Consider the following 20,885-nt stretch of genomic DNA (forward strand, 5'->3'; position numbering starts at 1 on the left):
GCTCCCGTCATTGCGCGGCAGGCGCGCCGGCATCGGCCACGGCCTGCGTGCCGGCGCCGGGGTCCGCCGCCGCGCGCGCGGGCAGCGCCTTCGGCTTCACCTGCGCGCCCGGATAGTAGATGCGCTGCACACCGTCGACCACCACGCGATCGCCCGCCTGCAACCCCTTCTCGACGATCCGCTCGCCGTCGAGTTCGCGGCCGATCGTCACGTCGCGGCGCAGCGCCTTGTCGCCGGGCCCGATCACGTACACGTACTTGCGATCCTGGTCGGTCAGCACGGCCTTGTCGTCCACCAGCAATGCGTCCTGGTCGCGGCCGCTGACCAGTTGCACGCGCGCATACAGGCCCGGCGTGAACGTATGGTCCGCGTTCGGCAGCCGCACCCGGGCGCGGATCGTGCCGGTTTGCGAGTCGAGCCGGTTGTCGAGGAAATCGACGGTGCCCGCATGCGGGAAGCCCGTCTCGTTCGCGAGGCCGATGCGCACCGGATCGGCGCCGATCGCACGATGTTTCGGATCGGCGCGCCGCGCGTTGTAGCGCAGGTAACTCTGCTCGTCGCAATCGAAATACACGTAGACCGGATCCTGCGCCACGACGGTCGTCAGCAGCGTATCGTCCGCGCGCGCGAGGTTGCCGACGGTCGCGACCGCGCGGCCGACGCGGCCCGCGATCGGCGCGCGCACTTCGGTGAAACCGAGATTGAGCTTCGCATCGGCAACGGCCGCGTCGGCCGCCTGCAGGTCCGCGCGCGCCTGCTCGGCGGTGGCGCGCGCATTGTCGAGTTCTTCCTGCGACGTCGCATGCGCATCGATCAGCGTCTGCACGCGCTTGAGCTGCACGTTCGCGAGGCTTGCCGCCGCACGGGCGCGCTGCTGCTGCGCCTTCGCGCGGTCGAGCGCGATCCGGTACGGGCGCGGATCGATCTCGAACAGCAGCGTGCCCTGCGCGACCACGTCGCCCTCCTTGTACGCGACACGCTGCAGATAGCCGCTCACGCGCGGCCGCAGTTCGACCGCGTCGACCGCTTCGACGCGTCCGTTGAATTCGTCCGCGAGGCGGACGGTACGCGGCGCGACGGTGGCGACGCCGACTTCGGGAAGGGGATGGGCCGACGATGCGCCTTGGCCGTCGTGACAACCCGACAACGCCAGCAGCAGGGCGCAGGCGGCGCCCAACGGCGGCGTCCTGCGGAGGGAAAAGGAGAGCATGATGCCTCGCGACGGGTTAAACTGCCGCGTAGCATAAAAGTTGAAGTTAACTTCAAGTCAAGCTTTCCCGGAGGGTGTCATGGGTATCCAGGAAACCCCGCAATGGCCGCTGATGTCGATCCGCGAAGTGGCCGCGCGCAGCGGCGTGCCCGCGTCCACGCTGCGTTTCTACGAGACGCGCGGGTTGATCAAGTCGCACCGCAACGGTTCGAGCCATCGCCACTATTCGCGCACGGTGCTGCGGCTGATCGCGTTCATCGTGTTCGCGCAGAAGATCGGCTATTCGCTCGATGAAATCGCCGAGCAGCTCGTCAGCCTGCCCGAGGACACCGCGCCGACCAACAAGGACTGGCAGCGGCTGTCGCGCGGCTGGAAGCAGCGCGTCGCGAGCCGGATCGAGGAACTCCAGCGGCTCTACATCAACCTCGACGAATGTATCGGCTGCGGCTGCCTGTCGCTGAAACGCTGCAAGCTGACCAACCCGGAAGACCGCGCGGGCCGCAACGGGCCCGGCGCGCGGCGCTGGCTCGGCGACAAGCCGCCGCTCGATTCCGAATGACGCGCCGGCCGCTTGCGCGTCGCGACGCACGCATCGCGCGCGGCGCTCGGTCTCAGTCGCCGAGGAAGCTGAACGCGACGGCGAGCACCGCCTCGCGAAACGCCTCCGGCCGCGTCGGCAGCGACGTGAACTCCAGCATCATGTGGCTGTACGACACTGTCGTGCCGATCGCGCTCGCGATCATGAAGAACAGCACGTTCGGATCGACCGGACGGATCGCGCCGGCCTCGACCGCGTCCGCGATCAGCGGAAACATCGCATCGTGATACGGGCGCACGATCCGCTCCTGCAGCCGATCGAGCCGCCCGCCCTCCTCGGTCGCCGTGGTCAAGAAGAACATGCCGATATCCGGCTCCGCGAATTCGTGATCGACGCACAGCTCGAGCGCGCGCCGCACGCGGTCGCGATGCGGCAGCGGCGACGCGCGCAACGCGCGCAACGCGTCGAACATCGGTTCGACCAGCTCGACGATCTGCTCGACGACCGCCAGCCACAACGTTTCCTTCGCACCGAAGTGATGGGCGATCAGCGCCGCATCGATGCCCAGCTCGCGCGCGACTTCGCGCACGCTCGTCGCGTCGTAGCCGCGCTTCGCGAACGTGCGGCGCGCGGCCCGCAATATCACGTCCGGGCCGACGGACGCATCCGCCAACGGCCGTCCGCGCGTACGCCGCTTCGACGGCGCGCGCTCAGTGACTTCTGCCACGTTTTTCCTGCTCCTTGAACGATTCGAATGCCCCGGTCCGGCGCCGGTTTCCCGGCCCGCGATCGGGTGGCCTGCCCCGCTCCGTTGACACGCGGAGCCGGAAAGCGCTACGATCATACCTTATTCATCACCTGATGATTTATAAATGACAACCCCTAAACGCATTGTCATCGTCGGCGGCGGAATCGCCGGACTGCAACTCGCGACCCGTCTGGGCGAGCGTCTCGGCCGGCCCGGGCGGGCGCAGATCACGGTCGTCGACCGCAGTCCGACGCACATCTGGAAGCCGATGCTGCACACGATCGCGGCCGGCACGCGCGACGTCCAGCAGCAACAGGTGATCTTTCTCGCTCATGCCCGCGACCACGGCTACACATACCAGCCCGGCGAACTGAAAGGGCTCGATCGCGCGCGCCGCCGCGTGCAACTCGGCGAAATCCGCTCGCAGGACGGCGACGTGGTGATCGACGCACGCGAACTCGACTACGACGTGCTGATCCTCGCGCTCGGCAGCCAGGCCAACGATTTCGGCGTGCCGGGCGTGCGCGAGCACTGCTACTTCATCGACAGCCAGCAGCAGGCGGAGACCTTCAACGAGGCATTGCGAATGCGCGTGTTCCGCAGCATCGCGCGCGACGAGCCGTTTCGCGTCGCGATCGTCGGCGCCGGCGCGACGGGCGTGGAACTCGCGGCGGAGCTCAGCCGTTTGCTGGAAGTGGCGCAGGCGTACGGTGACGAAACGGTGCGCGAGCGGCTGCAGCTCACACTGCTCGAAAGCGGCCCGCGCATCCTCAACGCGTTTCCGCCGCGGATTTCCGCGTCGGCCCAGCGGCGGCTCGAACAGATCGGCTTTCGCGTGCTGACGTCGACGCGTGTCACGTCGGCCGACGCGAACGGTTTCCACTACGGCGACGGCTCGTTCGCCGAAGCGGACCTGATGGTGTGGGCGGCCGGCGTGAAGGCGCCCGATTTCATGCAGGCGCTGGGCGGGCTCGACACGAACCGCGCGAACCAGATCGTCGTCGGCCCGACGCTGCAGGCGACCGGCGACGAACACGTGTTCGCGATCGGCGATTGCGCGAGCCTGCAGCTCGACGGTCAGGAACGGCCGCTGCCACCGACCGCGCAGGTCGCGACGCAGCAGGCCGAGCATCTCGCGAGGCACCTGCCCGCGTGGCTCGACGGCACGCCGATTCCGCCGTTCGCGTTCCACGATTTCGGCGCGCTGGTGTCGATCAGCGATTACGACGCGTTCGGCACGCTCGGGCAGTTCGGGTTCTTCCGCGGCGGCTTCATCCAGGGGCGCTTCGCGCAGTTCAGCCACCTGATGCTCTACCGGCGGCACCAGCAGGCGCTGCACGGCTTCTCCAAGGCGACCCTGCTATGGATCGCCGAACGGATCAACGGCTGGGTGCAGCCGCGCATCCGCCTGTCGTGATGCCCCGCGTCGCGGCACCGCGTAACGTTTCGAGGAACTGAGACATGAACAACCGTGCAGCGCCCTGGCTCATGACCGTCGCCGCCATCGGCAGCTTCGACATGCCGTCCGTCTCGTGGAGCGGGCCGCGGCGGCGCAGCGTCACGCGCGACCGGCTGCCGTCGTGGGACGCGACGAGCAAGCCGACCATCAGCGTGCTCGAACGGCCCACGGCCGACACCGTGATGATTTCGTGGTGCGACGCCTGCACCGGACACTACGGCTACCAGAAGTGGCGCCTGTTCACGACGCGCAAGCGCGGCGTGTGCGCGCTGTCGGGGCGATCGATCGAGGCGGGCGACAGCGTCTATGCGCCGCAACTGCTTGGTTCGGCGCCGGGCAATGCCGCCGCGATGGTGCTTGCGGCGTGCATCGACGACGCATTGGCGGCCTGAGCGTCAGGTCGACGTGGCCTGACCGGCGCCATAGGCCGGAGAGTTGTTCTGTCGTTCGAGTTCGGCATCGAGATGCGCGGCATGTGCATTCGCTTCGGACTCCGACATCAGCTCGCCTTCCCACTTCGCGACCACCGCGCTCGCGATCGAGTTGCCCACCGCGTTCGTGGCCGAGCGGCCCATGTCGAGGAACGTGTCGACGCCGAGAATCAGCAGCAGCCCGGCTTCCGGGATGTCGAACTGGTGCAGCGTCGCCGCGATCACGACGAGCGACGCACGCGGCACGCCGGCCATCCCCTTCGACGTCAGCATCAGGATCAGCAGCATCGTGACCTGCGTGCCGAGCGACAGGTGCATGTTGTACGCCTGCGCGATGAACAGCGACGCGAACGTGCAGTACATCATCGAGCCGTCGAGGTTGAACGAATAGCCCATTGGCATCACGAAGCTCGAGATCTTGCGCTTCACGCCGAAACGGTCGAGCGCGTCGAGGATCTTCGGGTACGCGGCTTCCGAGCTCGCGGTCGCGAACGACAGCATGAACGCTTCCTTGATCAGCACGAGCAGCTTGAACACGCGGCGGCCGAGGAACAGCAGCCCGGCCGCGACGAGCGTGGCCCACAGCAGCACGAGGCTCACGTAGAAGTCGCCCATGAACACCGCGAACTTCAGCAGGATCGACAAGCCGTTGACCGCGACGGTCGACGCCATCGCCGCCATCACCGCGAGCGGCGCGAGCTTCATCACGTAGCCGGTGATCTTCAGCATCACGTGCGCGAGCTGGTCGATCGCGGCGACGAGGATCTTGCCGCGCTCGCCGAGTGCGGCCAGCGCGACGCCGAAGAACATCGAGAACACGACGATCTGCAGGATTTCGTTGTTCGCCATCGCCTCGGCGATCGACTTCGGCACCATGTGGCCGACGAAATCCTTCAGCGTGAATTTGGACGTCGCCAGATGCGCGGACGCACCGATGTCCGGCAGCGGCAGGCCGAGGTTCTCGCCGGGCCGCAGCAGGTTCGCCATCAGTAAGCCGAGCAGCAGCGAGACCAGCGACGCGGTGACGAACCAGCCGAGCGCCTTCACGAACACGCGCCCGACCGACGACGCACCGCCCATGTGCGCGATGCCGACGACCAGCGTCGAGAACACCAGCGGACCGATCACCATCTTGATCAGCCGCAGGAACACGTCGGACACGAGCGAGATGTAGCCGGCGCTTTCCGCGGCCGACTGCTTGTCCGGAAGCTGCGTATAGATCAGGTAGCCGACCAGGATGCCGGCTGCCATCGCGAGCAGGATCCAGCCTGCCGCGGACATTCGTTTGTTCATGAGGGAATTCGCCGCATGGCGATGGAGTTGACGGAAAAGAGGCGCGCGTGCCGCTCGGGCCGGCGAATGTCCGCCGACGGACGCGCCGCCGCACCGGCATTCGCGGCAACGCGAACGCCGGCGGCAGCGAGTCGGCATGAAACGATCGGTCAGTAGCCGATCGCGGCGCCCGCCGGACGGCGCGGGTCGTTGTAGCCGTAGATGAAGCCCACGCGCACGTTGCCGGACACGGACGAATCGTTCCCGGAACTCTGGCGGCTCGCCGCTTCGGTGCCCGGCAGGCCGACCATGATCAGCTCGGCGGCGCCCCACGGCGTCTGCTCGACCATCTTGTAGCCCATGTTGCGCAGGATCGCGAGCGTGTCGGGCGACAGGCCGTAGGTTTCGTAATAGACCGCGTCGGGCAGCCACTGGTGATGGATGCGCGGCGCGGCGACCGCGTCCTGCGGCGTCATCCCGTAGTCGATCACGTTCAGCACGGTCTGCAGCGTGATCGTGATGATGCGCGAGCCGCCCGGCGAACCGGCCACCATGAACACCTTGCCGTCCTTCTTCACGATGGTCGGCGCCATCGACGACAGCGGACGCTTGCCCGGCGCGATCGAGTTGCGCGTGCCCTGCACGAGGCCGAACAGGTTCTGCGCGCCGACCTTCACGGTGAAGTCGTCCATCTCGTCGTTCAGGAAGAAACCCGTGCCCGGCGCGATGACCACGGCGCCGAAGCGGCCGTTGACCGTATAGGTCGTCGACACCGCGTTGCCGTCGTGGTCGACGATCGAGTAATGCGTCGTTTCCGGCTTCTCGTGCACGCCGACACCGGGCTGCACGTCGACCGACGGCGTCGCCGTATCGGCATGGATGCTCTTGCGGATCTGCGCCGCGTATTCCTTGCTCGTCAGCTTCGCGATCGGGTTGTCGATGAAATCCGGATCGCCGAGCAGCGTGTTGCGGTCTTCGTACGCGTGGCGCATCGCTTCGGTCATGTAGTGGACCGCCGCGGCCGAGTGGTAGCCGAGCTTGCGCAGGTCATACCCTTCGAGGATGTTCAGCGTCTCGCACATCGTCACGCCGCCCGAGCTCGGCGGCGGCGCCGACACGAACTCGTAGCCGCGATACGTGCAGGTCAGCGGCGCCATGTCCTGCGCGCGATAGGACGCGAAATCGGCCGCCGTGATCACGCCGCCGCCGCGCTTGGACGCCGCTTCGACGATCTTCGGGATTTCGCCGTGATAGAACGCGTCGGGCCCCTGCTCCGCGATGCGCTCGAGCGTGCGGGCCAGATCCTTCTGCACCAGGCGGTCGCCCGGCTGCAACGCGGTGCCGTCCGGGCGCAGGAAGATGCGCGCCGCTTCCGGATCCTTCTTGAAGCGCTCGACCGTCGTGTCGAGGATGTCCGTATCGCCGCGCGTCAGCACGAAGCCGTCGCGCGCGAGCCGGATCGCCGGCGCCATCACCTGCTTGCGCGTCAGCTTCCCGTACTTGCGCTGCGCGAGATCGAGGCCGGCCACCGTGCCCGGCACGCCCACCGCGCGATAACCGTACAGGCTCTGGTCCGGAATGACGTTGCCCGACGCATCCAGATACATGTTCGCGGAGGCCGCGGCTGGCGCGGTCTCGCGGAAATTGATGAAGCGGTCGCGACCGTCGGCCAGGTGGATCGTCATGAAACCGCCACCGCCGATGTTGCCGCAGCACGAGTTGGTCACGGCCTGCGCATAGCCGACGGCCACCGCCGCGTCCACCGCGTTGCCGCCGGCCTTCAGGATGTCGACGCCGATCTGCGACGCGAAGTGCTGCGACGACACGACCATGCCGTTCTTCGCTTCGACTGCCGGGTCCGACGCGGCGAACGCGCACACGCTCATCGCCGACAACAGGGTGAGTATTACCAGCCGCCTCATGACGGAATCCTCCAGACGAATGAACCGGGCCATGCCGGGATGCATCGGTGCGCAACGGCGTATCGACACCGCCTATCCGACATGTAATAAATGATACATTCCAGCGAGGCCGCGATCATAACACCCACTTTTTTGTGCCAAAAACTAGGGTAACCACCGAATTCATTACCAAGAGACGCCGACTTACAGTCCGATGCATGTCTGATTCATTACACATATGAACGTATTGGGGAGTCGGGTGATGCGTCCCTCTAATTTCGAGCCAGACGCGGGTGGCCGATCGTCAATCGGCTAACATGCGTGCAGTTGCCGGCAGGCGCCCGCCTGCCGTCGGGTCAATCCATTCAGATAGAGAGCCGGAGTGCCGATGGGGACAAGCATCAGGGCGTTGCTGTTATCCCAGATGGATAGCTTCACGCCGTCGGAACAGAAGGTCGCGCAGGCGTTGCTGGATCGCTACCCCAGTCTCGGGCTGGGCCCGATCGCACAGTTTGCGAAGCAGGCGGAAGTCAGCGACCCGACCGTATTCCGCTTCGTCGTCCGGATCGGCTTCCCGAACTATTCGTCGTTCCAGCAGGCGCTGCACGACGAGATCGACACCGCGATGAATTCGCCGCTCGCGCGGATGGATGCGTTTCATTCGGAAACGGGCAGGCGCGACAGCCATGCGGCGATTTTCCAGCGGCTGTCGGAATCGCTCGCGACCACGATCGAAGGGCTCGACGCAGCCGCGTTCGATGCAGCCGTGGCGATGCTGGCCGATCCGGACGTGCGCGTGTTCTGCGGCGGTGGGCGCTATACGGCGCCGCTCGCGTCGCTGTTCTCGTTCACGCTCGCCTATGCACGGCCGCATGTGCAATCCGTCGAGCCGAACGTGAATCTCGCGTCCGTCGCGCTGGCCGACATGGGGCGCAACGACGTGCTCGTGATCTTCGACTTTCGCCGCTACCAGAAGGACAGCATCCGCTTCGCGCAGGCCGCGCACCGGCTCGGCGCGCGGATCGTGCTGATCACCGACGAATGGCGCTCGCCGATCGGCGAGTTCGCGGAGATCGTGCTGCGGATCCAGGGCCGCCCTTTCGCGATGCTGCAAACCAACGTGCCGGCGCTGGCGCTCGCCGAAGCGCTGGTGATCGGCGTGACGAACCGGCTGCCGGAACTGGCGCGGCAGCGGATGGAAAAGATCGAACAGCTCAATGCGGGCGGGATCGAGTGGGATGTGAGTCAGCAGGATTTGCCGGAGTGATGGCGTGGGGCCTCCCCCGGCGCGGATCAGCTCTCGACATCCTCCAGGCTGAACACTTCCGTCTTGTCGTTGTACGAAAAGACCTCCCCGTATCGCCCCCAGTCGATCACCGCATCGAGCGTCTCCTCCGCGGCTTCGTCGGACAGGAAATCCTCGAGCTCCTGCTCGAAGCGCACACGCGGCGCGCGATGGCCCGGACGTTCGTTCAGCACCTTCCGAATCCGCGCAGCAAGCGGCACATGTTTCAGCAGATGATCCGCGAACATCAGCTTGCGCTCCTGCGTGCCGAATTCCGCGAACACGCGCGCGGGCGGCGTCAGGAACACGTCGCCTTCGCGCACGTCCGCGAAACCGAGGTGCTGCAGCACTTCCGCGATCGGAAACAGTTCGTCGACTTCCAGATGCAGCGTGCGCGCGATTTCCGGCATGTCCGCACGGCCGTGGTACGGCGCCATCGCAAGCGTCTCGATCAGGCCGGCCATCAGGTTGGTCGACACGCGCGGCATCCAGCTACCGAGCTCCAGCCCCTTCTTCGTCGCCTCGCCGGTCTGACGCGCGGTCATCTTCGCGTAGATGTCGTCGACGAGCTTGCGGAAATCGGTGTCGAGCCGGTTGCGCGGGTGCTTGAACGGCACCTTGATCTCGGCGATCACGCGACCCGGGTTCGACGAGAGCACGAGGATCCGGTCGCACATGAACACCGCTTCCTCGATGTTGTGCGTGACGATCAGCACCGACTTGATCGGCATACGGCCTTGCGTCCACAAGTCCAGCAAATCGGTACGCAGCGTCTCGGCGGTCAGCACGTCAAGTGCGGAGAACGGCTCGTCCATCAGCAGGATCGTCGGATCGACGACGAGCGCACGCGCAAAGCCGACGCGCTGGCGCATGCCGCCGGACAATTCGCGCGGATACGCATTCTCGAAGCCGTCGAGACCGATCAGGTCGATCGCGGCGAGCGCACGCTCGCGCCGCTCCCGCGCGCCGACGCCGAGCGCTTCCAGCCCGGCTTCCACGTTCTGCAGCACGGTGAGCCACGGGAACAGCGCGAAGGTCTGGAACACCATCGCGACGCCCTCGGCCGGGCCGCGCAGCGGCTTGCCGAGGTACGTCACTTCGCCGCCGGTCGGCTCGATGAGGCCCGCGATGATGCGCAGCAGCGTCGACTTGCCCGAGCCCGAACGGCCGAGCAGGCCGACGATCTCGCCTTCGCGCAGCGACAGGTTCGCGTCGTCGAGCACGAGCAGCTCGCCCTGGGTCTTGTTGAAGCCGCGGTTCACGTGCTCGACGCGCAGGATTTCTTCGCCGAGCCGCGGCGGCTGCAGCGGCTGGGACGTCTTGACGGGGGCGTTGATAACGGTCGAATTTTGCATCGCGCTTACTCTCAATCGAGACGGAGCCGGGATTCCGCATAGGCGTACATCGGACGCCACAGCAGGCGGTTGAACAAGGTAACGAACAGGGACATCACGGCGATGCCCAGGATGATCTTCGGGAAATCGCCGGCGGCGGTCGTTTGCGCGATATACGAGCCCAGGCCGTGCGCGACGACCTTCGTGTCGCCCCACTGCACGAACTCGGACACGATGCTCGCGTTCCACGCGCCGCCCGACGCCGTGATCGCGCCGGTCACGTAGTACGGGAAGATGCCGGGCAGCATCGCCTGGCGCCACCACTGCCAGCCGCGGATGCGGAAATTCTTCGTCGCTTCCTTGTAATCGTTCGGATAGGACATCGCGCCGGCGATCACGTTGAACAGGATGTACCACTGCGTGCCGAGCACGATCAGCGGCGACAGCCAGATGTCCGCGTTCAGGTGGAAGTGGACGATCACGATCACGAACACCGGAAACAGCAGGTTCGCCGGGAACGCGGCAAGGAACTGCGCGAGCGGCTGGATCTTCTCGGCCAGCTTAGGGCGCAATCCGATCAGCACGCCGAGCGGCACCCAGATCACCGATGCGATCGCGATCAGCACCAGCACGCGCAGCAGCGTGATGAGCCCGAGCACGAGCACGTGGCCGACCTCGGCCATCGTCACGCCGGTCGCGACGAAGCTGACGACGCGCCACGCGACGTACGCCGTCAGCACAATCACGAACGCGGCCCACGCGATGTCGCCGATGCGCGACGAACGAGGCGACGATGCGCGGCGCGCGCGCGTACCCGGCGACGGCACGCGCAGTGGAACCCGCGCGGCCTGCGACAGCAGCCAGCCGGCCGGCACGAGCAACTGATGGATCAGGTGCGTGCGGCGCATCATGTCGAGCAGCCACGATTGCGGCGCGTCGCCCGACGCGGTGTTCTCCATCCGGAACTTGTCCGCCCACGCGACGAGCGGGCGGAACAGGAACTGGTCGTAGGCGAGGATCACGACCGACATCGCGACGATCACCCAGCCGACCGCGCCGAGATTCTTGTCGGAGATCGCCTGCGCGAGATACGCGCCGATGCCCGGCAGCGTGATCGTCTGGTTGCCGACGGTGATCGCCTCCGACGCGACGACGAAGAACCAGCCGCCCGACATCGACATCATCATGTTCCAGATCAGGCCCGGCATCGAGAACGGCACTTCGAGCTTCCAGAAGCGCTGCCACGGCGTCAGGTGGAAACCGCGCGACACTTCGCTCAGGTCGCGCGGCACCGTGCGCAGCGACTGGTAGAAGCTGAACGTCATGTTCCACGCCTGGCTCGTGAAGATCGCGAAGATCGCGGCTAGTTCGGCGCCGAGCACGCGCCCCGGAAACAGCGCGAGGAAGAACGTGACCGTAAACGAGATATAGCCGAGCACCGGCACCGATTGCAGGATGTCGAGGATCGGGATCAGCACCATGCCCGCACGGCGGCTTTTCGCGGCGAGCGTGCCGTAGACGAGCGTGAACGCGAGCGACGCGACCATCGCGGCGAGCATCCGCAGCGTGGTGCGCAGCGCATATTCGGGGAGGTTCGACGGATCGAGCGAGATCTTCTGCGTCTGCAGCACGCCGATCGGCGCCATCGTCTCGTGAAAACCGACGATCGCCATCGCGAGTATGCCGATGATCAGCGGAAACGCGACCGCGTCCCAGCGGTTGGGCAGCACGCGCCACGCGGACGCGTTGGCGGTGCGATTCGGATCGAAGAAACGGATATCCATCGGTAGCGTCTTGTGTCTTGTGTTGAATTAAAAATCGATGGGTCCGGACGCGTGCCGCGCAGCCGCGGGGCGAATCAGGACTGCCCGTGCAGTGCGAGCGGCAGCACCGAGCCTTCCTTGACGAGGCGGAGGCGGGCACCGGGATGACTGCCGACAGGGACGATGCCGCAGGCAATGATCGGAAAAGACAGCACGAGGCCCAAGGTGCGCATGCGGCGACCGACCGCACCGCCCGTGTCCGTTGCCGCGAGGTTCGCCATGAAGGGCTCCGGAGAGATGATTCGGAGTGGGAGGCTATCGGGCGGCCGTGACGCAAATGTGACGTGTCACTTACAGGACATTGACGGGTCATCCGGCGGGCGTCGCGCATCGCGCCGTCGGCTGCCCGCACGGAGGTTCGATCTCGCAACGATCGGGAATAAATCCGCCGCTTCGCCGGTATTGCAGACGAAGGCGCCGGCTTATTCCAGGACGATCCGGCCGTCCGGTTTCGTCACACGAATGCGAGGCTGACATGTCTTCATCGACCCCCACCCGCCCGTCGCGCCGCAAGGCCCTGCAGTGCATGGCCTTCGGCGGGCTCGGCACGCTGTTCACGCTGTCGGGCGGCATCCTCGCCCCGTTCGACCTCGCGCTCGCGCAGACCGGCGATGCGCGCCCGGCCGACGCGGGCCGGCCGCTGTTCGTGCAGATCAGCGATACGCACATCGGCTTCAACAAGGCCGCGAATCCCGACGTGTCGGCCACGCTGAAGCAGACGATCGATCTCGTCAACGGGATGCCCGCGCTGCCCGCGCTGGCGATCCACACCGGCGACATCACGCATCTGTCCAAGCCGGAGGAATTCGACCACGCGTCGCAATTGCTGTCCGCGCTGCGCGTGCCGGAACTGCACACGGTGCCCGGCGAACACGACGTCACCGACGGTTCGGGCGCCAAATATTTCGGCCGGTTCGGCAAGGCGTCGGATAATCGCGGCTATTACAGCTTCGATCACGCGGGCGTGCACTTCATCGCGCTCGTCAACGTGATGCACTTCAAGCCGAACGGGCTCGGCAGCTTCGGCGACGAACAGCTTGCGTGGCTCGCGCAGGACCTGAAAGGCCGCTCGTCGAGCACGCCGATCGTCGTGTTCTCGCACATGCCGATGTGGACCATCTACGAACCGTGGGGCTGGGGCACCGGCGACGCGCCGCAGACGATGGCGCTGCTGCGCCGCTTCGGCTCGGTCACCGTGCTGAACGGGCACATCCACCAGATCGTGTCGAAGGTCGAGGGCAACGTGACGTTTCATACCGCCCGCTCGACCGCGTTCCCGCAGCCGACGGCCGGCAACGGGCCAGGCCCCGTGCCGCTCACGGTGCCGCACGACCGGCTGCCGTCGATGCTCGGCGTGACGACCGTCGAATTCACCGGCCATCCGGTTGCGTCGTCGCTGCACGACGCGACGCTCGCGTGACAAATATGAGGAGACCGATATGATCTGCTTCAATCCCTCTCGAATCCTCGCGGTGCTGATGCTGTGCGGCGCGGCCGCCGGCACGTCGCCCGCCGCGTTCGCGCAAGGCCCGGCCGGCCCGCTCGTGACGATCCGCAATTTCATGTTCTCGCCGATGTCGACCACGATCAAGGCCGGCACGACGATCACGTGGAAGAACCTCGACGCGGAGCCGCATACCGTCGTCAACGACGCCGGCATCTTTCATTCGAAGGCGCTCGACCAGGACGAAACATATTCGTTCCGCTTCGACAAGCCGGGCGTCTACAAGGTGTTCTGCGGGATTCATCCGTACATGAAGGAGACGATCACCGTCGAATGACGCGGCTCGCCACGAACGCGCGGGCGAACGACGGGCGGCTGCCGCCTTCAATGACCGTCGCCCCCCTCGCCCGCGACGCACGCGGCGCCGCCTATGATTCCTGCATTTTCCGGTCGATCGACGTTCGTCGCGGGCGGGCCTTGCATGCAGCCTCACTGCCCCGCTGCGCGCAGGTCCGGCGCGGTGCCGGCAACGACCGGACACGACTGCGGCAACGTGTGCCCGAACAGCACGGCCAGCCCGCAAGCGGACGTGAACATGCCGAGACCGTCATGCCCGACACCCGGCACTTCGACGACCTGCTGCGCGAGATCGTCCGGATGCCGCTTCTTCAGGTAATCGAAATAGGCGAGCCCGCGCGCCAGCCGGTACGGCCCCTGCGCCATCGCCGCGCATGAACGGTCGATGAAATGCGTGTATGGATTCGTGTCGGCCTGCCCGAGCAGGTACACGACATGGCGCGCGACGTAGCGCGTCTCGAGATCGCGCACGTCCTGCGACGCAACGTAAGGCGGCGCCGACTTCAACCCGTACTTCCATTCGGTCGCGCGCGGGCAGAGGCCGCCGGCCAGTGCTTCGGCATTCGGTCGTTCGTCGTCGAAATACAGGTAACTCGACGGGTTCGCGACCACGTAGCGCACGGCAATGCCGGTACGCGCGAGCGCGTCGCCTTCCCGCCCGGCCACGGCATAACGCTGCAGCAATTGTGCGCCGGCGGAGTGGCCAATCATGACGACCGAGGATAACGACGGGTACCGGCCGCGGTCGGCGAAATGCGCGAGCAACGCGTCGAGCGCCGAGAACGAGCTGATCGGGCCCGGCCGGCGTGCCGGTTCGCCGCCCTTCCATCCTTCCTGCGTCCACGCGAGCGTCGATGCGGGCAACGAAAACGCGCGCACGTCGGCGCGTGTCAGGAATTGCGGCGCGACCACCATCGTGCCCGCGCCGGCCGCACCGGCCTTTGCGACGACTGCGCGCCCCGATGCGTAGTACGCATCGGCATTACGCAGCGTGCCGTGAATCACGATGAACACGCGCGTGACGTCGGGCGCGGCCCGGTCGAGTGGATGGTCGGCGTAGACCGGCAGCATCGCGCTGCCCTGCGGCGTATCGACGGCCATGCGCTGATCGGCGACGGCCTTGACCGGCGCTTCGAGACGTTCGCGCTGCGTGGCCGTGGCGGCTTCGGCCGGCTGCGCGCCGGCCAGCGTGCACGCGGCGGCGCAGGCTACCGCGAACGGAACGGCATATGACAGGGTACGCGTGGCCGGCAGCGCACACGAGCGTCGGAGACGGGCAAACGCGACGGAGAAGACGGACATGGCGGCGGCTCGGGTGGCAGATATGACTTGAACGGCGATGGTCGCAGAATCCGTCGCGCGCCGCCGGTCCGTGGCGAACAACCGGTCAGCCGGCCGGCTGCGCACCGCGTTCGGCGTCGACGCACCCTTCGCCCGACCGGCACCGCATCTGCTGCACGATCCCGGCCAGTTCGCCGATATGCGTCGGCACCGCGCGCTTGCCGACGCGCGCCCACGCGTCGAACGACGTCATGCCGCTCACCGCGCCGACGAACGGCACGCCGGCACGCTCGGCTGCCAGTGCGTCCACCGCATGGTCGCCGACGTAGATTGCCGCGGCAGCAGGCAAGCCCAGCCGCGCCAGCGCCTGCACGAGCCCTTCCGGGTCCGGCTTGTGGCGCTGCACGTCTTCCCCGCCGATCAGCACGTCGACCAGCGATTGCAAGCCGTTGCGCTCGAGGATCGCCTCGATCCGGTAGCGAAACTTCGACGACACGATCGCGACGGCGAGCCCTTGCTCGCGCAACGCCGTGAGCAGCGGCGGCACTTCGGGATAGATCCGCGTGCCGGGCACCATGATCTCGTCGGCGCGCGCGACGAAGTGCCGCGCGAACGCATCGGCCCGCGCCGCGCCGGTTTCGCCCGTCAACGCACGGAACATGTCCGGCAGCGGCAGCCCGATCACGGCGCCGATCTGCGCGGGCACGGAGCCAGCGGCGCCGAGTTGATGCAACGCGTACTCGGTGCACGCGACGATCGCGGCGGACGAATCCGCGAGCGTCAGGTCGAAATCGAATATGACGGCCCGGACAGACATGAAAGGACTCAATGAATCAAGCACGACGCCACGTATGTTACGCGGGCGGCGGGTGAGATTGCCGGCAAGACGAACTGAAAGCGCCGGTTCCGTCGACGTCGGCTCACGTCGCCGCTCATCCGGCCCCGAGATGACGGCTTTCTATCAACCCCATTGCCGGCAGTGCTTTCGAGCATATCGTCAAAATACGATATAAGATTCGCCCATCGACGATACTCGTTTGCCCGATCGAAACACCCAGTCTTCCATGCCGACCGAACTCGACATCGACGCGATCCTGAAAGCGCTCTCGAACCCCGTGCGCCGGGAGATCCTCGTCTGGCTGAAAACGCCCGGCGAGCATTTTCCGCAACAGACGCTGCCGTACGAACACGGCGTCTGCGCGGGCCAGATCGACGCGCGCTGCGGGCTGTCGCAGTCGACCGTCTCCGCGCACCTCGCGACGCTGCAGCGCGCGGGGCTCGTGACGTCGACGCGGATCGGCCAGTGGGCGTTCTTCCAGCGCAACGAGGCCGTCATCGACGCATTTCTCGACGCCCTGCGCCGCGAACTCTAGCCAACGGCCGAACCGGCCATGCGGGGCGCCATCGCGCATGACGCGCAGGCTTCCCCGCCTTTCGTGAAGAGGTTATTTGCCATGCCCACGCTGTTCGATCCCGTTACCCTCGGCGACCTGACCCTGCCCAACCGCATCGTGATGGCGCCGCTCACCCGCTCCCGTGCGGGCGCGGCGCGCGTGCCGAACGCGCTGATGGCGCGTTACTACGCCGAGCGCGCGTCGGCCGGCCTGATCATTACCGAAGCGACGTCGGTCACGCCGCAAGGCGTCGGCTATGCCGACACGCCGGGCATCTGGTCCGACGAGCAGGTCGAGGGCTGGAAGCGGATCACGCAGGCCGTGCACGCGGCCGGCGGGCGCATCGTGCTGCAACTGTGGCACGTCGGCCGGATCTCCGATCCGATGTTCCTGAACGGCGACCTGCCGGTCGCGCCGAGCGCGATCGCCGCGGGCGGCACCGTCAGCCTCGTGCGTCCGCCACGTCCGTTCGTGACGCCGCGCGCACTCGAACTCGACGAAATTCCGGGCATCGTCGCCGCGTACCGCAAGGGCGCCGAGAACGCGAAGGCAGCCGGCTTCGACGGCGTGGAAATTCACGGCGCGAACGGCTACCTGCTCGACCAGTTCCTGCAGGACAGCACCAACCGCCGCACCGACGCATACGGCGGCCCGATCGAGCATCGCGCGCGCCTGCTGCTCGAAGTGGTCGACGCGGCGATCGACGTGTGGGGCGCCGGCCGGGTCGGCGTGCACCTCGCCCCGCGCGGCGACGCGCATACGATGGGCGATTCCGATCCGGCAGCCACGTTCGGCTATGTCGCGCGCGAACTCGGCCGTCGCAAGATCGCGTTCATCTTCACGCGCGAATCGTATTCGGGCGACCAGTTGAGCCCGCGTCTGAAGGAAGCGTTCGGCGGCCCGCTGATCGCGAACGAGCAGTTCACGCTCGACACCGCGCAGGCCGCGCTCGCGAACGGCAGCGCCGACGCGATCGCCTGGGGCAAGCTGTTCATCGCGAACCCGGACCTGCCGCGCCGCCTCGAAATCGGCGCGCCGCTCAACCAGCCGGTGCCGGAGACGTTCTACGCGAAAGGCGAAACGGGCTACACCGACTACCCGGCCTTGAGCGACGCGGCCTGACGATGGAACGGCGCGGGTTCAGGCGTGCACGTCCGCCCGCATGAACACGCGCCGCGTTTCATCGAGACCCAGCGCGACGTGGTGCGCGCGGATCGCACGCAGCGCGTCGTCGAGCGCTGCATCGTCGATGATCCGGAAACCGAGGCGCGCGTAATACGGCGCGTTCCACGGCGCGTCGCGAAACGTCGACAGCACCACCTGCTCGACGTGCTCCCGCGCCGCCCGCGCCCTCACCTGCTCGATCAGGCGCGCGCCGATCCGCTGTCCGGCATGCGACGGCGCGACGTCCAGTTCCTCCAGATACAGCCGCCGCGCATCGAGCAGCCGGTAGAACGCGAACCCTACGCACGTGCGTGGCGGATCGACCGCCACATACGCGCGGCCCCCGTCGATGCGCTCGAGCACGGCAGCCGCATCGGTCGGCTCGCCGTCGGCGATGTCGGCCATGCCGATCTCGCGAAACCGCTGCGCGGCGGCGACTTCCACGGCGGCCATCGCGGCCGCGTCTTCACGCGTGGCGGGACGAATCAGGATCGATGCAGGCATGACGGCAATTCAGGCAGGCAGTCTGGAACGGCCGTCACTATAATCGAAACTTCAGACGTTTCGAACGCCCTACCTACGAGGCTTGCCATGACGTTGTCCGCACTCGCCGTCTTCGCCTTCGCCCTGCTCGTCACCGCCGGCACGCCCGGCCCGAGCGTCGCCGCGCTCGTCGCGCGCGTGCTGACGAACGGCGTGCGCGACGTGCTGCCGTTCCTCGCGGCCATGTGGCTCGGCGAAGCGCTGTGGCTCACGCTCGCGGTCGCGGGGCTGTCGGCATTCGCGCACACGTTCGCGACCGGCCTGACCGTGCTGAAGCTGCTCGGCGTCGCGTACCTGCTGTTCCTCGCGTGGAAGATGTGGACCGCGCCGACCGGCACGGATGCGGACGACCTGCCGCGCGGCCAGTCGCCGTGGCGCATGTTCGTCGCCGGCATGCTGGTCACGCTCGGCAATCCGAAGATCATGATCTTCTATCTCGCGCTGCTGCCGACCATCGTCGATCTCACGCACGTCGGCGTCGGCGCGTGGGCCGAACTGGTCGGCACGATGCTCGCGGTGCTGATCCTGGCCGACTGTTTCTGGTCGCTGCTCGCGTCGCGAGCCCGCGCCTTCCTGACGTCGGCGCGCGCAAAGCGGATCGCGAACCGCACGAGCGCGACCGCGATGGCCGGCGCGGCGGTGGCGATCGCGACGCGGTAGTCCGGCGGGCCGCACGACGCCAACGCCTGCCGCCCGTGATGTCACCGCCCGTGCGAACTCCAGCCCCACTCGCCGCACTATCGATTCCGGAGTCCCCGCGCGCTGGCCCGGCCGACGATCCGCAGCAGCGATCCAGTCATGCCCCTGGAGGGATTCAACATGAAAAGCTGGCTGTCGGCTGTCCTGCTCTGCCTGTCCGCCACGATCGCGCACGCGGCCGGTGTCAAGTTCGTCCGGATCCCGGCCGATGCGATCGGCCCCGAACTGAAGGCGGCCGTGTGGACACCCTGCGCGGATGCCGCCCAGACGCTCACGATCGGTCCTTTCGAATTGAAAGGACGGCGCGACTGCCCGACCGTCGGTGACAAGCTGCCGCTCGTCGTGATCTCGCACGGGCATGGCGGCACGCTTCTCGGCCATCACGATCTTGCGCAAACGCTCGCCGATGCGGGCTACGTGGTCGCGGCCATCAACCATCCCGGCGACACCGCGCTCGACATGAGCCGCGCGGACGACATTCACGAGTTCGTCGAACGCCCCGTCGACATCGAGCGCCTGGTCGACTACATGCTCGCCCGCTCGGCCGACGCCGCGCGAATCGATCCCGCCCGGATCGGCTTCTTCGGTTTTTCGCGCGGCGGCTATACCGGGCTGGTGCTGGCCGGCGGCAATCCCGATTACGTGCATGCGCCGGTCGCGTGCACGGACCCGACCTGGCTGATCTGCCGATAGATTCGCGACCGGGACCTCGTTCTTCCCACCCCGGCCCGCGATCCGCGTATCAAGGCCTACGTGCTGGCCGATCCGCTCGACGAATTCCCGGCCGCCGACACGGTGAAGAACGTCCGGGCACCGATCCAGCTCTGGGCCTCGGAAGAAGGGGGCGACGGCGTCGAACCGGCCACCGTCCCCGCGCTGGCCGGCCTGTTGCCACGGCGGCCGGAGTTCCACGTGGTCCGGAACGCCGCGCATTTCGCGTTCGTCGCGCCGTGTTCCGACGCATTGAAACGAATATCGCCACGCGTGTGCGTCGATGCGAACGGATTCGATCGCGTCGCCTTTCACCAGACGTTCGACGCCCAAGCACTCGCGTTCTTCAACGCGAATCTTCGCTGACTAACAGCGAAACGCCTTGCGCCAGACACCCTGCTCCGGCGTGTAGTCGTTGCATTCGATCAACGCACGCACCAACGCCCAGTCGTCGTCATCGCAGAAATCGAGCAGCATCGCACCGTACGGGCCGGGCTGCTCGCGCAAGCGTTCGGCCAGTCGCGCATGAATGCCCTGCACGCGGCCATCCCCACGGGCGACCACCGACGGATTCGCGCCCATCCCCGTACCGCTGCAGAAATTGATTGCCCAGCGGCCGCTGTCCGGCAGCGGCAGATGCGTCAGCAGCGCGTCGATCGCGCGCCACTTCCACGCAATCGACGCGGCCACCGGCACGCGATATTCGTCCTGAATCACGAATGCGCCGTCCGGATGGTCGATCGTAAACGTCGCGTTGTCGGGCCACGCGGTCAGGTCGATGCCGAGCGGCCGGCCGCTGCGAAAGCGCCGCAACAACACGACCGCGCCGCGCACGTCGCCGAGCGCGGGCAGCGTGCCGCCGGCATGCCAGCGCAACCGCGGATGCCGCGCGCGATGCGCATCGAACGTCGCATCGAAACCGCGCGTGCACGCATGCGCCGGCCACTCGTCCTTCACCGACATCACGATGCATTCGCGCGGATGCGCTTCGAGAAAGCGCGTACAGGTGGCCAGCACGTCGTCGAACGTCATGCCGAGCGCGATGCCGCCGTGATGGATGTCGAACGCATCGCGCACGTGCCGGCAGCGGATGTCGAGCAGCCGCACGCCATGGGCGAGCTGCGCATCGAGCGGCGCACGCTGCGTGCGCACGAGTAAATCGTCGACCGTATACGCACAGGTGTCATGGCTGCCCGGTAGGGTCAGCGTATGCAGCGGCCGCGCGTCGTCGAGCGCCGACATCCAGTCGGCAGGCGGCATGCACGTATCGTGGCGCGAAGGGATCATGAAT

20 protein-coding genes and 1 pseudogene are annotated in these 20,885 nt (G+C 67.0%); 10 read left to right on the forward strand and 11 right to left on the reverse strand.

All coding sequences use genetic code 11. The annotated features are described in order from the left end of the window. Positions 1-7 precede the first annotated feature (7 nt). Positions 8-1,210, reverse strand: a complete 1,203-nt coding sequence (locus AC3IFE_RS34000) for an efflux RND transporter periplasmic adaptor subunit (protein ID WP_489194799.1) — start codon at positions 1,208-1,210, stop codon at positions 8-10. Positions 1,211-1,289: 79 nt separating this feature from the next. On the opposite strand from AC3IFE_RS34000, the gene soxR reads away from it, so the two are divergent. After that, positions 1,290-1,769 carry a redox-sensitive transcriptional activator SoxR gene (gene soxR, locus AC3IFE_RS34005; protein ID WP_089470136.1) on the forward strand — a complete coding sequence of 160 codons (480 nt, stop codon included), beginning with the start codon at positions 1,290-1,292 and terminating at the stop codon, positions 1,767-1,769. Between the two features lie 52 nt (positions 1,770-1,821). On the opposite strand, the gene AC3IFE_RS34010 is transcribed toward soxR, so the two are convergent. After that, a complete protein-coding gene (locus tag AC3IFE_RS34010) occupies positions 1,822-2,475 on the reverse strand; it encodes a TetR/AcrR family transcriptional regulator (protein WP_089470137.1) in 654 nt (217 codons plus the stop codon). Positions 2,476-2,620: 145 nt separating this feature from the next. On the opposite strand from AC3IFE_RS34010, the gene AC3IFE_RS34015 reads away from it, so the two are divergent. After that, positions 2,621-3,913, forward strand: a complete 1,293-nt coding sequence (locus AC3IFE_RS34015) for an NAD(P)/FAD-dependent oxidoreductase (RefSeq protein WP_089470138.1) — start codon at positions 2,621-2,623, stop codon at positions 3,911-3,913. A gap of 44 nt (positions 3,914-3,957) precedes the next feature. Then, positions 3,958-4,347: a DUF3331 domain-containing protein gene (locus tag AC3IFE_RS34020; protein ID WP_489194802.1), complete on the forward strand. Its 390-nt coding sequence runs from the start codon at positions 3,958-3,960 to the stop codon at positions 4,345-4,347. A gap of 3 nt (positions 4,348-4,350) precedes the next feature. Here the strand turns inward: AC3IFE_RS34020 and AC3IFE_RS34025 are convergent, their stop codons facing one another. Together AC3IFE_RS34025 and ggt are read right to left on the reverse strand one after the other, a co-directional pair. After that, positions 4,351-5,679, reverse strand: coding sequence for a dicarboxylate/amino acid:cation symporter (locus AC3IFE_RS34025; RefSeq protein WP_489194804.1), 1,329 nt, complete (start codon positions 5,677-5,679; stop codon positions 4,351-4,353). Between the two features lie 149 nt (positions 5,680-5,828). After that, positions 5,829-7,580 carry a gamma-glutamyltransferase gene (ggt, locus tag AC3IFE_RS34030; protein WP_489194806.1) on the reverse strand — a complete coding sequence of 584 codons (1,752 nt, stop codon included), beginning with the start codon at positions 7,578-7,580 and terminating at the stop codon, positions 5,829-5,831. A 367-nt stretch (positions 7,581-7,947) separates the two neighbouring features. Here ggt and AC3IFE_RS34035 point away from each other — a divergent pair, with 367 nt between their 5' ends. Continuing rightward, entirely contained in the window at positions 7,948-8,826 is an 879-nt protein-coding gene (locus AC3IFE_RS34035; protein ID WP_489194808.1) for a MurR/RpiR family transcriptional regulator, read from the forward strand. Positions 8,827-8,852: 26 nt separating this feature from the next. Here the strand turns inward: AC3IFE_RS34035 and AC3IFE_RS34040 are convergent, their stop codons facing one another. The 3 genes from AC3IFE_RS34040 to AC3IFE_RS34050 form a co-directional block, all read right to left on the reverse strand. After that, positions 8,853-10,199, reverse strand: coding sequence for an ABC transporter ATP-binding protein (locus AC3IFE_RS34040; RefSeq protein ID WP_489194810.1), 1,347 nt, complete (start codon positions 10,197-10,199; stop codon positions 8,853-8,855). Between the two features lie 11 nt (positions 10,200-10,210). Next, positions 10,211-11,962 carry an ABC transporter permease gene (locus tag AC3IFE_RS34045; protein ID WP_489194812.1) on the reverse strand — a complete coding sequence of 584 codons (1,752 nt, stop codon included), beginning with the start codon at positions 11,960-11,962 and terminating at the stop codon, positions 10,211-10,213. Between the two features lie 74 nt (positions 11,963-12,036). Continuing rightward, the gene (locus tag AC3IFE_RS34050; RefSeq protein WP_089470149.1) at positions 12,037-12,222 is read right to left on the reverse strand and encodes a phosphate transporter; all 186 of its coding nucleotides are present in this window, start codon (positions 12,220-12,222) and stop codon (positions 12,037-12,039) included. Positions 12,223-12,476: 254 nt separating this feature from the next. Between AC3IFE_RS34050 and AC3IFE_RS34055 the strand changes: the two genes are divergently transcribed. Then, entirely contained in the window at positions 12,477-13,421 is a 945-nt protein-coding gene (locus tag AC3IFE_RS34055; RefSeq protein ID WP_489194815.1) for a metallophosphoesterase family protein, read from the forward strand. 19 nt (positions 13,422-13,440) lie between these two features. After that, entirely contained in the window at positions 13,441-13,782 is a 342-nt protein-coding gene (locus tag AC3IFE_RS34060; RefSeq protein WP_489194817.1) for a cupredoxin domain-containing protein, read from the forward strand. A 152-nt stretch (positions 13,783-13,934) separates the two neighbouring features. Here the strand turns inward: AC3IFE_RS34060 and AC3IFE_RS34065 are convergent, their stop codons facing one another. Both AC3IFE_RS34065 and AC3IFE_RS34070 read right to left on the reverse strand, forming a co-directional pair. After that, on the reverse strand, positions 13,935-15,104 hold the full coding sequence (locus tag AC3IFE_RS34065) for an alpha/beta hydrolase (RefSeq protein ID WP_489194819.1): 1,170 nt from the start codon (positions 15,102-15,104) through the stop codon (positions 13,935-13,937). A gap of 85 nt (positions 15,105-15,189) precedes the next feature. Beyond that, entirely contained in the window at positions 15,190-15,900 is a 711-nt protein-coding gene (locus AC3IFE_RS34070) for an HAD family hydrolase (RefSeq protein ID WP_489194821.1), read from the reverse strand. A 247-nt stretch (positions 15,901-16,147) separates the two neighbouring features. Here AC3IFE_RS34070 and AC3IFE_RS34075 point away from each other — a divergent pair, with 247 nt between their 5' ends. Next, positions 16,148-16,456: an ArsR/SmtB family transcription factor gene (locus tag AC3IFE_RS34075; protein WP_011547377.1), complete on the forward strand. Its 309-nt coding sequence runs from the start codon at positions 16,148-16,150 to the stop codon at positions 16,454-16,456. Between the two features lie 81 nt (positions 16,457-16,537). After that, positions 16,538-17,599 (forward strand): alkene reductase, encoded by a 1,062-nt coding sequence (locus AC3IFE_RS34080; protein WP_089470153.1) that lies wholly within the window; start codon positions 16,538-16,540, stop codon positions 17,597-17,599. Positions 17,600-17,617: 18 nt separating this feature from the next. On the opposite strand, the gene AC3IFE_RS34085 is transcribed toward AC3IFE_RS34080, so the two are convergent. Further along, a complete protein-coding gene (locus AC3IFE_RS34085) occupies positions 17,618-18,145 on the reverse strand; it encodes a GNAT family N-acetyltransferase (protein ID WP_089470154.1) in 528 nt (175 codons plus the stop codon). 87 nt (positions 18,146-18,232) lie between these two features. Here AC3IFE_RS34085 and AC3IFE_RS34090 point away from each other — a divergent pair, with 87 nt between their 5' ends. Both AC3IFE_RS34090 and AC3IFE_RS34095 read left to right on the forward strand, forming a co-directional pair. Then, positions 18,233-18,844, forward strand: a complete 612-nt coding sequence (locus AC3IFE_RS34090; RefSeq protein WP_089470155.1) for a LysE family translocator — start codon at positions 18,233-18,235, stop codon at positions 18,842-18,844. Positions 18,845-19,003: 159 nt separating this feature from the next. Further along, positions 19,004-19,960, forward strand: a pseudogene (locus AC3IFE_RS34095) (alpha/beta hydrolase family protein). Here AC3IFE_RS34095 and AC3IFE_RS34100 read toward each other — a convergent pair. Continuing rightward, entirely contained in the window at positions 19,961-20,881 is a 921-nt protein-coding gene (locus tag AC3IFE_RS34100) for a phosphatidylinositol-specific phospholipase C (protein WP_179233527.1), read from the reverse strand. Positions 20,882-20,885 lie beyond the last annotated feature (4 nt).

The sequence above is a fragment of the Burkholderia sp. APQ4-4ca genome (genome assembly GCF_057837105.1).